The following is a 12,987-nucleotide window of genomic DNA, read 5'->3' on the forward strand; positions in this document are numbered from 1 at the left end:
TGCCAGGACAAACATGACCCAATCCGCCGAATCCTTCGAAGCGCCTGCCCCCATCCCGCGCACGGTGCCGCCTTCGCGGCTGACGATCATCCGTACCGTTCTCAACAACCCGCTGGAACTTTGGGGTGAACCTTCCTACACGCTGCCCTGGATCGACGTCTCGTTTTTTGGCGAGCGCACCCTCATAGCGAATGACCCGGGCCTGATCCGGCACGTGCTCGTGGATAATGCCTCCAACTACCGGATGGCGACGATCCGTCAGCTCATCCTGCGCCCGATCCTGCGCGATGGGCTTCTGACCGCCGAGGGCGATGTCTGGAAACGGTCGCGCAAGGCCATGGCCCCCGTCTTCACGCCGCGGCATGCGAGAGGATTTGCCCGTCAGATGCTGGCCAGTTCCGAGGCCTTCGTCGACCGCTACCGATCCATAGGATCGGATGGCGAAATTCGCGACATGGCCGTGCATATGACCGAGCTGACGTTCGAAATTCTTTCCGAAACCCTTTTCTCCGGCGATATCGCGACCGCCACGGATGATTTTGCCGGAGATGTGGAATCGCTCCTGCACCGGATGGGACGGGTCGATCCGATGGACTTGCTGCGTGCGCCGGCCTGGGTGCCACGGCTGACGCGGATCGGGGGGCAGAGAGTGCTTAGCAAGTTCCGGGCGGTCGTCTCCGACACGATCCGCATGCGACAAAAGAGGCTGGAGACGGACCGGGCCTCGGCACCGGACGATTTTCTGACCCTGCTTCTTGAAGCCGGCGGCCCCGACGGTGGGCTTTCCATGGCCGAGATCGAAGACAATATCCTTACCTTCATCGGTGCGGGGCACGAAACCACGGCTCGCGCGCTTGCCTGGACCCTCTATTGCGTCGCTCATCTGCCCCAATGGCGAAACGCGATGGAGCAGGAAATCGATCGGGTCCTGGCCGAGGACGCACCTCCCGTGGAATGGCTGGACCGGATGCCTCACGTCCGCGCTGCCTTCGAGGAGGCGCTTCGCCTCTACCCTCCCGCTCCATCGATCAATCGTGCCGCCATCGAGCCCGATCGCTGGACCGATGCGGACGGAAAGACGGTGGAAATCAGGCCGGACACAACGATTCTGGTGATGCCCTGGACGCTTCACCGGCACCAGCTGCATTGGGAACATCCGCGCCATTTCATGCCGTCACGCTTCATGCCGGGTGAGCGGGAGAAAATCGGACGATTCCAGTACCTGCCCTTCGGTGCCGGTCCCCGCATCTGCATCGGAGCGACCTTTGCGCTCCAGGAGGCCGTCATCGCACTGGCGGTGCTGATGCGGGATTTCCGCTTCGAGAAGGTAGAGGGCGTGCCCGTGTGGCCGGTCCAGAAGCTGACGACGCAGCCTCTCGGCGGCTTGCCGATGCGGGTCGTTCCCCGACATCCCGCGCCGCGAGCGGCTTGACACCACCCACATGAAACGGTCTTTTCGCGCCCGAAACTTGCCGTTTGTCAGCAAGCTTCCGGGATGTGTTTCTGGCATGGTCCCGTGCAATCTTTTCTGGAGCGATCAAATCGTGGCGACGCATTATCTACTGGGCATTGATACGGGTGGGACCTACACGGACGCTGCGCTTTTCGATGAGGGCAAGGGTGTCGTGGCAAAGGCCAAGGCGCTGACAACCCGGCACGACCTTGCCGTCGGCATATCCGGCGCCGTGGATGCGGTGATCGAAAAGGCGGGCATTCCCGTTTCCGCAATAAGCCTGGTTTCCCTTTCGACCACTCTCGCCACGAATGCCCTGGTCGAGGGACAGGGTGGACGCTCCGGCCTGGTGATGATCGGCTTCGGTCCGGAAGATCTGAAGCGGGACGGACTTGAAACGGCCCTTGGAACCGATCCGGTCGTCTTTCTGCCCGGGGGACACAATGTCCATGGACATGAAAACCCGCTTGATCTGGAGCCCCTGCGCACCGCCCTGCCGGAACTAGGCACTTCCGTCTCTTCCTTCGCCGTGGCGGGATATTTTGCCGTTCGCAACCCCGAGCACGAGATCCGCGTAAGAGATTTCCTCCGCCAGCATACCCATCTGCCGGTGACCTGCAGCCACGAGCTGTCCTCGAAGCTCGGTGGCCCGCGCCGCGCCCTGACCACGCTCCTCAACTCTCGTCTCGTCTCCATGATCGACCGGCTCGTCGGATCCTGCGAACGGTTCCTCGAAACCCGTGGGATCCACGCGCCGATGATGGTAGTGCGCGGCGATGGCGCGCTGATATCCGCTTCCGAGGCTAAGGTAAGGCCGATCGAGACCATATTGTCGGGACCGGCGGCAAGCCTGGTCGGTGCCCGCTATCTCACCGGGCTCGACAATGCGGTCGTCTCCGATATCGGCGGCACGACCACGGACGTCGCCGTTCTGGAGGACGGGCGGCCAAGACTTGATGCGGATGGAGCCGTTGTCGGCGGCTATCGGACGATGGTCGAGGCCGTGGCGATGCGGACTTTCGGCCTCGGCGGAGACTCTGAGGTGCGCATCAATGACCGGGGACTGGAAGCCAGGTTCACTCTGGGCCCCCGCCGCTTCCTGCCCCTCAGCCTGCTGTCGAAGGCCCATGGCGACGTGGTGACCGCCGCGCTCGAGCGTCAGCTCCGGACGGCGCATGTCGGGCGCCACGACGGGCGTTTCGCGGTTCGAACGGGTGTGCCGGATCGTCTGGCGAGCGGGCTGCAGCCTCAGGAACAGGCGCTGTTCGACCGGATCGGCAACGAACCCGTGCCGCTCGACCAGCTGCTTTCCACCACACCCCAGAAGGCCACGCTCGACCGGTTGGTGGCTCGCGGCCTCGTCCATATCGCCGGCATCACGCCGTCGGATGCGATGCATGTGCTTGGGCGGCAGGGGCAGTGGGATGCGGAAGCGGCCCGCATGGGACTTGCCCTTGCAGCCAGGGCAAAGGACGGCGCCGGTCGCGTCCTTGCCCAAAGCCCCGAGGAACTCGCCGAAAAGATCGTGGCACAGCTCACGCGGCAGTCTTGTGAGGTGATCCTCGGTGCCTGCCTTATGGATGACGGGGTAAGCGGGGTAGATGCAAGGGAATCAACCGAGATCGATCGCGCGCTCCGGCGTGCCGCCGGCATCGTCCGCTTCGGCGTAACGCTCGACCGCCCGCTGGTGGGTCTCGGCGCGTCGGCCCCGGTCTACTATCCCGCCATTGCGGACATGCTGTCCGCTCCATCGGCCATCCCCGACGATGCGGATGTCGCCAACGCCATCGGCGCCGTCGTCGGCCAGGTGCGCGCTTCCGTCACGGTCTTCGTCACCTCACCCGACGAGGGAATATTCGTGGTCAACGGCGCCGGGGTCAGCGTTCGCCTGACCAGTCAGGAAGAGAGCTTTGCTCTTGCCCGGGCGCGCGCGGAAAAGGCGGCGCTCGAACAGGCCCGGCTGAATGGTGCGGATGAACCGGTGGTCGACCTGAGAGCAGAAGTGGATGCCCCGGAGATCGAAGGAAGCCGCAAGCTCATCGAGGCCCGCTTCATTGCCACCGCATCGGGCCGACCCAGGATAGCTGCCGAGTGATTTGTTCCTGAGAAGAACAAATCTTTAGCACTTTAGCCGCATTGCCCGGTCCTCCCGCCTCTGCCACCATCCCTCCACGAGCGGTTCGCAGAGTGGAGTGGAATAATGACGCGCATAGATCGCGATGGGCTGTCGATCGACAAGCCCCTGTACGATTTTCTGGTGGAAGAGGTTCTCCCGGGGACGGGACTGGCGGCAGATGCCTTCTTCAAGGGCTTCGGCGCCATCGTCAACGAACTGGCTCCGAAAAATAGGGCTCTTCTGGCACGGCGCGACGCCCTGCAGGCCGAGATCGACGCCTGGCATCGGCAAAATGGCACGGTGGGCGACGCAGAGGCTTACGAGGCCTTTCTGCGGCGCATCGGCTACATCGTCCCGGAGGGTCCGGATTTTTCCGTCACGACGGAGAATGTCGATCCGGAGATCGCGACGCTTGCAGGTCCCCAGCTCGTGGTTCCCATCATGAATGCGCGCTATGCGCTGAATGCAGCCAATGCCCGCTGGGGATCTCTCTATGACTCCCTCTATGGGACGGATGCCCTTCCAGACACCGACGGGGCCCAGCGAGGGGGTGGCTTCAATCCCGTTCGCTGCAAGGCGGCAGAGGTCTGGGTCAAGGCTTTCTTTGACGATGTCCTTCCGCTTGAGGCGGGATCCTGGCGCGACATCACGTCTGTTCGCGTTGAAGCAGGAAAGCTCCTGCTCGGCACAGCCTCCGGTGCGGCATCCCTCAAGACGGCCTCGCAGTTCGCGGGCTATCGCAAAGATGCGGGCAAGCCTCTCACCGTCCTCTTCCGCAATCACGGACTTCACATCCAGGTGATCATCGATCCTGCCACGCAGGTAGGCGCTCTCGATCCGGCGGGCATATCCGACGTCATACTCGAATCAGCCCTGACGGCCATCATGGATTGCGAGGATTCCGTCGCGGCCGTGGATACCGAGGACAAGGTGCTCGTCTATCGCAACTGGCTCGGCCTGATGAAGGGGGACCTTGCGGAAGAAATCACCAAGAATGGCCGCTCGACCACCCGCAGGCTTCACCCGGATCTCGTCTTCACTGCGCCCGATGGCGCGGCGCTGACCCTGCCGGGCCGTGCCCTGATGCTGGTGCGGAACGTCGGACATCTGATGACAAATCCGGCCATCCTGGATGCCGAAGGCCGCGAGATCCCGGAAGGGATCATGGATGGCGTGGTTACCGGGCTCATCGCGCTCTACGATATCGGCCCCGGGGGCCGCCGTGCCAATTCCCGTTCTGGTTCCCTCTACGTGGTGAAGCCCAAGATGCATGGACCGGAAGAGGTCGCCTTCGCTTCCGAGATATTCGCCCGCGTGGAGGATCTTATCGGCCTTGCCCGCAACACCATCAAGATGGGGATCATGGACGAGGAGCGCCGGACGACGGTCAACCTCAAGGAGTGCATCCGCGCGGCTTCCTCCCGGGTGGTCTTCATCAATACCGGCTTCCTCGACCGCACGGGCGACGAGATCCACACTTCGATGGAAGCGGGCCCTATGATCCGCAAGGGCGACATGAAGCAGAGCACCTGGATCAATGCCTACGAGAACGCGAATGTCGACGTCGGGCTGCTGTGCGGACTTTCGGGCCGCGCCCAGATCGGCAAGGGCATGTGGGCCATGCCCGACATGATGGCCGCCATGCTGGAGCAGAAGATCGCGCACCCGAAGGCCGGTGCGAATACCGCCTGGGTTCCGTCGCCGACCGGCGCAACCCTCCATGCGGTTCATTACCACAAGGTGGATGTCGCAGCAGTTCAGGCCGGCCTGAGAAGCCGTCCGCGGGCACCGCTTCGCGACATCCTGACCATTCCGGTGGCAAGCCGTCCGAACTGGAGCGCAGAAGAAATCCAGCGCGAACTCGACAACAATGCCCAGGGGATACTGGGATACGTCGTGCGGTGGGTGGACCAGGGCGTGGGCTGCTCCAAGGTTCCCGACATCAACAATGTGGGCCTCATGGAAGATCGCGCAACGCTGCGCATCTCCTCGCAGCATATGGCCAACTGGCTGCATCACGGCGTGGTCACCGAGGCGCAGGTTCTGGAAACCATGAAGCGGATGGCCAAGATCGTCGATGCCCAGAACGAGGGCGACCCGCTCTATCGACCCATGGCGGCTGATTACGAAGGCTCTGTCGCCTTCCAGGCCGCGGTGGAACTGGTCCTCAAGGGACGAGAGCAGCCGAACGGCTATACGGAGCCCGTACTGCATCGCAGGCGCCTGGAAGCCAAGGCGCGTTTTGGCGCCTGACCGCGGGCGCCGACATGAACAAGGCCGCCTTCCGGGGGAAGGCGGCCTTTGATGCTGTCCGAAGAAGAAGCTGCCGTTACTGAATGACGACCACGCGTGCCGTCTTGCCGGGCCGCACGCGATTGTACAGGTCGATGATGTCCTGGTTCATCAGACGAATGCAGCCGGACGAGGCCGCAGTACCGATGGACGACCATTCCGGCGTACCGTGAAGGCGGAACAGGGTGTCCTGACCCTTGTCGTTGAAGAGATACATGGCGCGTGCACCGAGCGGATTGGTAATGCCCGGTTCCATGCCTTTCTCGACGTATTTCGCAACTTCCGGCTTGCGCTCTGCCATTTCCTTCGGCGGGTGCCAGGTCGGCCATGCCTGCTTCCAGGCAATATAGGCTTCACCTTCCCACGCAAACCCCTGCTTCCCGACGCCGATGCCGTACCGCACCGCCTTGCCGCCCGGCAGGACGTAATAAAGGTGGCGCTCGCGCGTCTTCACCACGATCGTGCCCGGCCGTTCGTCACCGTTATAGGCAACGATCTGGCGACGAAACTCCGGCTTCACGCGATTGATCGGAATCGCCGGCAGGGCGAAGCCCGCATCGGTAACGGGCTCATAGGCCTTGTCGAAGATTTCCGCCTTGGAAATCTTGGTTGCCTCGGGTGCCGAGGAAGAAACTGTCGAGCACCCGGCGGTGGCCAGAAGGCTCATCATGCCGAGTGTGGTGATTGCGATGCGGAAGCGCATGGGGGGACTCTTGATTTTCAGAGGAGATTCGGCGATGGTTTGCACCATCCTCGAACATGGTTTATTTTCTATTAATTCGGGGTGCGCAAGTTGTTGCGGAGCAACAATCTCTTCAGGGCGCGCAAATTACTGCCCCATTGCTTTTTTGCAACAAGGGCACAGCCGGGAAAACAGGATATCCATGACTATTTTGTCGCTTCATGCGACCAATCCGCTGGTCGATGGTCGCCAGTCGGAGAAAGCTCTTCTCGTGCGTCGTGGAATGCAGGCCTTGCTGGCCGATCTGCGCCATGTCGCCCTTCCCGAAGTGCCTTTGTCCAGCGGTCGCCGCGCCGACATGCTTTCCCTGTCGGAAAAGGGCGAGATATGGATCATCGAGATCAAGTCGTCCGTGGAGGACTTTCGTGTCGACCGCAAGTGGCCGGACTACAGGGCTCATTGTGACCGCCTGTTCTTTGCCACCCATCCGGACGTTCCGGCGGATATCTTCCCGGAGGAAGCCGGGCTTTTCATCAGCGACGGGTATGGGGCCCATCTGCTGCGCGACGCTCCGGAGCACAAGCTGCCGCCGGCCACGCGCAAGGCCCTCACCCTCGGGGTCGCCCGGCTTGCCGCGGCTCGCTTGACCCATGCGGAGCGCATGCTGGGGCCCTTGCCCGGCGGCGGCCCTGAAGAGGGTTGACGCGCGGGAACCCTACTTTGGCGCCCGCTTGGCAAGGATGCGCTGCAGGGTCCGCCGATGCATGTTCAGGCGGCGAGCCGTTTCCGAGACATTCCGCTCGCACATTTCATACACCCGCTGAATGTGCTCCCACCGGACGCGATCCGCCGACATCGGATTTTCCGGCACCTCGGCGCGCTCGCCCGGCTGCCGGATGAGTGCCGCATAGACATCATCGGCATCGGCCGGCTTTGCCAGATAGTCGATAGCGCCGAGCTTGACCGCCGTCACGGCAGTGGCGATGTTTCCGTAACCGGTCAGCACGATGATGTGGGTGTCTTCCCGCTTCTGGCGAATGGACTCGATCACATCCAGACCGTTGCCATCGCCAAGCCGCAGATCCACCACCGCGTATTTTGGCGGGCTTGCCTTCGCTTTCGCGACACCCTCGGCAACGGATTCGGCAATGTCCACCCGGAAGCCGCGGGTCTCCATTGCCCGGGCCAGCCGGCGCAGAAAGGGTCCGTCGTCATCCACGATGAGAAGCGAAGGATCGGCAGGGTCGATCCCCGCATGGGTGCCATGGGCGTCGGTGCTTGTGGTCTTGGTCATCATCGGCGGCTTTTCTCCCCAGGAAAACCTGGCTTTTGTTATCTATGACGGCGCTGTTCGCTCCGGTAAAGGCGTCAGTTCAGCGCATCCATCACGTCCCGGCGCCAGGTCACGGCGATCTGAGCGCCGCTTTGACGGTTGTTCCTGTTGCTAAAGGTAATTTTCGCGCCGGAACGTTCAAGCAGTGTCTTGGCAATGAAAAGGCCGAGGCCGAGGCCTCCGGCGCTGTCTTCCCGCTGGCGGTGCGTGACATAGGGTTCGCCGATCCGGCTGAGAATATCCGGCGCATAGCCCGGGCCATCGTCTTCGATCACCAGCTTTACGGTGTCGGAGGTATGTTCCACCGTGATGGTTACTTCGCTTCGCGCATAGTCCACCGCGTTCTCGATGAGGTTGCCGAGACCGTAGATGATACCGGCATTTCTGACGCCTACCGGTTCTCCGGTGCGCCCGGACTTGTCAACCACGCGAATGGTGATGCCGGGGTGCCTGTGGGGTGCCAGCACCTCCTCGATGAGCGACGACAGGGGAAGGCGCCGCATGTGGGCTTCTTCTTCTGCCGAAAGTGTGGTCAGCCGCCGCAGGATGTCGCGGCACCGCTCGCTCTGGCTGCGCAGCAACAGCACGTCTTCGCCGAAATGGGGGTCATTGCCGAGTTCCCGCTCCATTTCCTTCGCCACAACGCTGATGGTGGCCAGGGGAGTGCCCAGCTCGTGCGCGGCCGCGGCCGCCAGGCCGTCCAGCTGGCTGAGGTGTTTCTGCCGCTGGAGAACAAGTTCGGTCGCCGCAAGCGCATCTGCAAGCTGGGTTGCCTCCAGCGAGACGCGGTAGGCGTAGAATGCGGCAAAGCCCATGGTCGAAACGATTGCGCACCAGATTCCGAGGCGCATGATCTTGTCCATGATGAACGGATGGTCCGGATACCAGGGAAGCGCAAACGGCGAGAAGGCAAGAACGGTGACGCTGACGAGCGCGATCGTGATCAGGAACAGGCTTTGCCGGATCGGCTGCGAGGCGAAGGAGATGGTGACCGGCACGCAGATCAGCACCGAAAAGGGATTGGCAAGGCCACCGGTGATGAAAAGCAGCGCGGAGAGCTGGATCAGGTCCAGCGCCAGCAGCGCGGATGTGGCCGCCGGGTGCAGACGCAGCGTCGGACGGAAGAAGACGGACAGCAGGATGTTCGCCAGTGCAAGGACCCCGACCAGCACGAGGCACGGGCCAAGCATCATGGGGAAGCCGAAGACAAGTCTCACCACCGCGACCGTCACCGCCTGACCGCCAACCGCAAGCCAGCGCAGCCGGACAAGCGTTTCGAGCCTCAGCCGTCGGCTGTAGTGGGGGTCTGCTCTGAGCGAACCAAGATCCATCGAGTTACTCCTTGCGCACCCGTCCTGCTTCGCGCCTGAAGCAGAGTGTCATAGGCCGAGCCCCCTGTCGCCGCAAAACCGCGCGGTCAGGTACCGCGCGGCTTTGCACGATGTGTCGGCGCGGCGTTCGCGGGATCGTCGGGCCAGGGGTGTTTCGGATACCGGCCCCGCATTTCCGAACGGACATCCTTCCAGGATCCGGCCCAGAAACCAGGCAGATCCCGGGTTGTCTGAATGGGGCGCTGCGCCGGAGAGGTCAATTCCAGTAGAAGCGGCCATTTGCCGCCCCCGATCGAGGGATGGGTCTTCAGGCCGAAAAGCTCCTGGACCCGGATTGCGAGAACCGGTTCCTCTCCCTCGTAGCGGATCGGATGGCGCTGCCCCGTAGGTGCCTCGAAATGCGTCGGAGCAAGACGATCCAGTTCCCGTCGCAGGTCGTGCGGCACAAGTCCCCGAAGCCCGTCGGAGAGGCTCGACGCGCTGATGTCGGCGAGCCCCCGGACATCGCCCTGGTACGGCACGAACCACTCGTCGAGCCGTGCCAGAAGGGCATCGTCGGAAACATCCGGCCAGGGGGCACCAAGAGCGCGATGCAGAAAGCCCAGCCGCTCGCGCAGATGCACGCTTTCCCGGCTGAAGGGGAGGGCCTCGATCCCCAGCTCGCGTACCCCCTCGGCGAGCGCCCGTGCTGCCAGGTCTCCCGTCGGGCGCGCAAGCGGGGTCTCTTCCAGCAGGATCGCGCCGATGCGCGTCACCCGACGCGCCCTGAGCTGCCGGCTGTCGCGGTCGAAGTAGCTTTGTTCCTCGCGGATGATCGCATCTGGCAGGGCTGCTTCCACCCGAGGGCGCGTGGTTTCTGCTGCTGCCAGCACGCGTGCCTGTGCCGCCTTTCCGCTGAGATCGGCAATGACAAGCATCGAGGCATTGGCGAGCCGCTCCGTTTCCGGCAGCTCCGCACCCCGTCCGTTGGCCATCACGAACCGGCCCCGTCCGCCCCGCCGCAGCGCAATCCTGTCCGCAAAGGCATGGACGAGAAGATCACCCGCCAGCGCGGCGCCGACTGCCTGAGAAGAGCCACCTGCGCTCGCCGCCAGTCTGTCGGCCAGCTTTCGCGCCTGGCTTGCGCGCTCGCCCCGATCCTGCCGGAAACGGCGCAGACGTTCGTTGAGGTCGACATCGCTGCCCCCCAGTCCCGGTTCGGTCAGGATGACCGCGAGGGCTGCTGCATCCGCCGCATGACCCGTTTCGCCTGCGGCAAGGACCATGGCCGCAAGCCGGGGAGGCAATGCCATGTTGCGGATCGTCTGCCCGGCGCGGGTGAGCCGCCCCTCGCCGTCGAGAGCTCCCAGCTGCCGCAGCAGCGCCCGTGCCTCGGCCAGCGCCGGCCCGGGGGGATGATCGATGAAGGATAGCTGGCCGGTGTCCTGAACTCCCCAATGGGCGAGATCCAGCGCCAGCCCGGATAGATCGCTGGACAGGATCTGTGGTGGCGAATGGGCGGGCAGGGCGGCCGTTTGCCCCGCATGCCAGAGCCGAACTGCAATGCCGGGTTCCGTTCGCCCTGCACGACCGGCCCGCTGGTCGGCCGATGCCCGGGAGACCCGGACCGTCTCCAGCCGCGTGATGCCGGTTGAAGGCTCGTAGACCGGAATCCGTTGCAGCCCGCTGTCGATGACGATACGCACGCCATCGATGGTGATCGAGGTCTCCGCGATCGAGGTGGCAAGGACAACCTTCCGTGCCCCATCCCTGACGGGCTCGATGGCTGCCTTCTGCTCCGCCTGCGAGAGATTCCCGTAAAGCGGCATGATGCGGGTCGTGGCCGGCAGAACCGTTTCCAGACGCTCTGCCACGCGCCCGATCTCCGCCTGTCCCGGAAGAAATGCGAGCATCGATCCCGGCTCAGTGTCGTGGAGCATCCGCACCACCCGCACCATGGCGTCTTCTATGCGCTCTCCCGGCGGGCGGTCTTCATGTCTCAAGGCGATCGGAAAGGTCCTGCCTTCGCTTTTGATCACCGGCGCTTCCGGCAGGATCGCGAGCACCCTGTCCACGTCCAGGGTGGCGGACATGACGAGGATGCGCAGGTCTTCCCGCAGTCCGTTCCTCACGTCCAGAGCCAGCGCGAGACCAAAATCCGCATCCAGGGAGCGTTCGTGAAATTCGTCGAACAGAACAGCACCAACTCCTTCGAGCGCTGGATCATCCAGGACCATGCGTGCAAACACACCCTCCGTGACGACCTCGATCCGCGTGCGGCCGGAGACCTTCGTTTCCATGCGCATTCTGAGGCCGACCGTCTGGCCGACCGATTCCCCCAGAAGGGAGGCCATGCGTGCCGCTGCCGCCCGCGCCGCCAGCCGGCGCGGTTCCAGCAGGATGATGCGGTCGTTGCCGAGCCATTGCTGGTCCAGCAGGAAGAGCGGAACCAGGGTGGTCTTGCCTGCGCCGGGCGGAGCCGTCAGAACGGCGATGCCCTTGTCCCGCAATGCGTTCCCCAAAGGTTGCAGGACCTCGCTTACAGGCAGCGTCGGCAGACTCGCCATCTTTCTCTTTTTCCCCTTATGCAATGTCAACAGTGCTGTTGAAGCCGACCGGCCTGACGATGCTCAGCCGCGGTGTTTCTCATAGGCAAGGATCGCGCCCGCCAGATCTTCGAGTGCGGCTCCGACGGATTTGAAGAGCGTGATCTCGTTCGGACCCTGTCGCCCCCTGACTGTCCCGCGCGCCAGCTCCGAAAGTTCGCCCTGTATGGCGTCCGCTCCGATGATGCCGCTCCGGATCGGCTGTACGATGTCGCCTCCCTCGCTCAGAACGCCCTCACGGGTGTCCACAAAGACCCGGGCGCGGCGGACGGCCTCGTCGTCGCTTTCACGCATGCTGGGTTTAAACGCCCCGACTAGGTCGAGATGAGCGCCCGGCTTCAGCCACTCCCCACGGATGAGGGGCGTGGAGGAGAGCGTCGCGCAGGAAATGATGTCCGCCTGGCGCGCGGCTCGCTCGAGATCGGCAACGGCGACGGCATTGAGCCCGAGCGCTCGTGCCTCTTCTGCGGTTTTTTCCGCATTGGCAGCGTTGCGCCCCCAAATATGGAAGTGGCGCAGCGGCCGGACGCTGGCATGTGCCTCCATGAGGTTGAGCGAAAGTCGGCCGGTCCCCACCATCAGCATTGTCTCGGCGTTCTCGTCGGAAAGGTGGCGAGAGGCAACGGCAGAGGCCGCCGCTGTCCGGCGCGCGGTCAGTTCGCCTCCATCCATGACTGCCAGCATCTGGCCGGTTTGGCCCGAGGAGAGGAGGTAGCTGCCGAAGATGGCGGGAAGTCCGCGGGTGTGATTGTCGGGAAACACGGAAACCAGTTTGACGCCGATATAGCGCCCGGGAACCCATGCCGGCATCAGAAGCAGCGTCGCCGGAGCCTCGCCGGGCACGTCGACATCGTGATGATGCCTGACCGGCATCTCGCACTCTCCCGCAAACATCGCTTCGACGGCTCGGATGAGGTCGCCCCAGGGAAGGGCGGCGCGGGTCTGATCGGTATCGAGGATAAGCATGATGGCTCCTGACAAGATGGCTGTTGCCCCTATCTAACCCGGCACAGCTGAATGCGCGAGGGGTCCGGTACCTTCCTTTGTAGAAGCCCGGCCACCGGGCCATGGTTAAGGTCCGGTAAAAAGAACCGAAAGGCCCCCTCCCACTGCGGTGTTTCAAATTTCTTTGTGATTACAGCGACTTATGATTTTGTGATAGTTTTTTTGCGAAATGGTGTTGACTGTTTTGGGA

Annotated in this window: 9 protein-coding genes; 4 read left to right on the forward strand and 5 right to left on the reverse strand. The window is 63.4% G+C overall.

Annotation, left to right across the window (positions count from 1 at the left end; all coding sequences use genetic code 11):
* Nucleotides 1-13 precede the first annotated feature (13 nt).
* The 3 genes from GGR23_RS20320 to GGR23_RS20330 all read left to right on the forward strand — a co-directional run bounded on the left by GGR23_RS20320 (nucleotide 14) and on the right by GGR23_RS20330 (nucleotide 5,822).
* Nucleotides 14-1,432 carry a cytochrome P450 gene (locus GGR23_RS20320; RefSeq protein ID WP_183368181.1) on the forward strand — a complete coding sequence of 473 codons (1,419 nt, stop codon included), beginning with the start codon at nucleotides 14-16 and terminating at the stop codon, nucleotides 1,430-1,432.
* Nucleotides 1,433-1,544: 112 nt separating this feature from the next.
* The gene (locus GGR23_RS20325) at nucleotides 1,545-3,548 is read left to right on the forward strand and encodes a hydantoinase/oxoprolinase N-terminal domain-containing protein (RefSeq protein ID WP_183368182.1); all 2,004 of its coding nucleotides are present in this window, start codon (nucleotides 1,545-1,547) and stop codon (nucleotides 3,546-3,548) included.
* A gap of 105 nt (nucleotides 3,549-3,653) precedes the next feature.
* Complete coding sequence (locus GGR23_RS20330) at nucleotides 3,654-5,822, forward strand: malate synthase G (RefSeq protein ID WP_183368183.1); 2,169 nt, start codon at nucleotides 3,654-3,656, stop codon at nucleotides 5,820-5,822.
* A gap of 76 nt (nucleotides 5,823-5,898) precedes the next feature.
* Here GGR23_RS20330 and GGR23_RS20335 read toward each other — a convergent pair whose 3' ends face one another.
* Entirely contained in the window at nucleotides 5,899-6,564 is a 666-nt protein-coding gene (locus tag GGR23_RS20335; protein ID WP_183368184.1) for a L,D-transpeptidase, read from the reverse strand.
* A 181-nt stretch (nucleotides 6,565-6,745) separates the two neighbouring features.
* On the opposite strand from GGR23_RS20335, the gene GGR23_RS20340 reads away from it, so the two are divergent.
* Complete coding sequence (locus GGR23_RS20340) at nucleotides 6,746-7,246, forward strand: MmcB family DNA repair protein (protein ID WP_183368185.1); 501 nt, start codon at nucleotides 6,746-6,748, stop codon at nucleotides 7,244-7,246.
* Nucleotides 7,247-7,258: 12 nt separating this feature from the next.
* Here the strand turns inward: GGR23_RS20340 and GGR23_RS20345 are convergent, their stop codons facing one another.
* The 4 genes from GGR23_RS20345 to lhpI all read right to left on the reverse strand — a co-directional run bounded on the left by GGR23_RS20345 (nucleotide 7,259) and on the right by lhpI (nucleotide 12,758).
* Nucleotides 7,259-7,840 (reverse strand): ActR/PrrA/RegA family redox response regulator transcription factor, encoded by a 582-nt coding sequence (locus GGR23_RS20345; RefSeq protein ID WP_382341378.1) that lies wholly within the window; start codon nucleotides 7,838-7,840, stop codon nucleotides 7,259-7,261.
* 71 nt (nucleotides 7,841-7,911) lie between these two features.
* On the reverse strand, nucleotides 7,912-9,207 hold the full coding sequence (locus GGR23_RS20350) for an ActS/PrrB/RegB family redox-sensitive histidine kinase (protein WP_183368186.1): 1,296 nt from the start codon (nucleotides 9,205-9,207) through the stop codon (nucleotides 7,912-7,914).
* Between the two features lie 86 nt (nucleotides 9,208-9,293).
* On the reverse strand, nucleotides 9,294-11,753 hold the full coding sequence (hrpB, locus tag GGR23_RS20355) for an ATP-dependent helicase HrpB (protein WP_183368187.1): 2,460 nt from the start codon (nucleotides 11,751-11,753) through the stop codon (nucleotides 9,294-9,296).
* 63 nt (nucleotides 11,754-11,816) lie between these two features.
* Entirely contained in the window at nucleotides 11,817-12,758 is a 942-nt protein-coding gene (lhpI, locus tag GGR23_RS20360) for a bifunctional Delta(1)-pyrroline-2-carboxylate/Delta(1)-piperideine-2-carboxylate reductase (protein ID WP_183368188.1), read from the reverse strand.
* Nucleotides 12,759-12,987: the final 229 nt, after the last annotated feature.

The organism is Gellertiella hungarica (assembly GCF_014197145.1).
Lineage (GTDB): Bacteria > Pseudomonadota > Alphaproteobacteria > Rhizobiales > Rhizobiaceae > Gellertiella > Gellertiella hungarica.

What these genes read in the sequence shown, in the direction of transcription:
- GGR23_RS20335 (WP_183368184.1), bottom strand. Translation starts at nt 6,564, where the DNA reads ATGCGCTTCCGCATCGCAATCACCACACTCGGCATGATGAGCCTTCTG.
- GGR23_RS20330 (WP_183368183.1), top strand. Translation starts at nt 3,654, where the DNA reads ATGACGCGCATAGATCGCGATGGGCTGTCGATCGACAAGCCCCTGTAC.
- GGR23_RS20345 (WP_382341378.1), bottom strand. Translation starts at nt 7,840, where the DNA reads ATGATGACCAAGACCACAAGCACCGACGCCCATGGCACCCATGCGGGG.
- hrpB (WP_183368187.1), bottom strand. Translation starts at nt 11,753, where the DNA reads ATGGCGAGTCTGCCGACGCTGCCTGTAAGCGAGGTCCTGCAACCTTTG.
- GGR23_RS20350 (WP_183368186.1), bottom strand. Translation starts at nt 9,207, where the DNA reads ATGGATCTTGGTTCGCTCAGAGCAGACCCCCACTACAGCCGACGGCTG.
- lhpI (WP_183368188.1), bottom strand. Translation starts at nt 12,758, where the DNA reads ATGCTTATCCTCGATACCGATCAGACCCGCGCCGCCCTTCCCTGGGGC.
- GGR23_RS20320 (WP_183368181.1), top strand. Translation starts at nt 14, where the DNA reads ATGACCCAATCCGCCGAATCCTTCGAAGCGCCTGCCCCCATCCCGCGC.
- GGR23_RS20340 (WP_183368185.1), top strand. Translation starts at nt 6,746, where the DNA reads ATGACTATTTTGTCGCTTCATGCGACCAATCCGCTGGTCGATGGTCGC.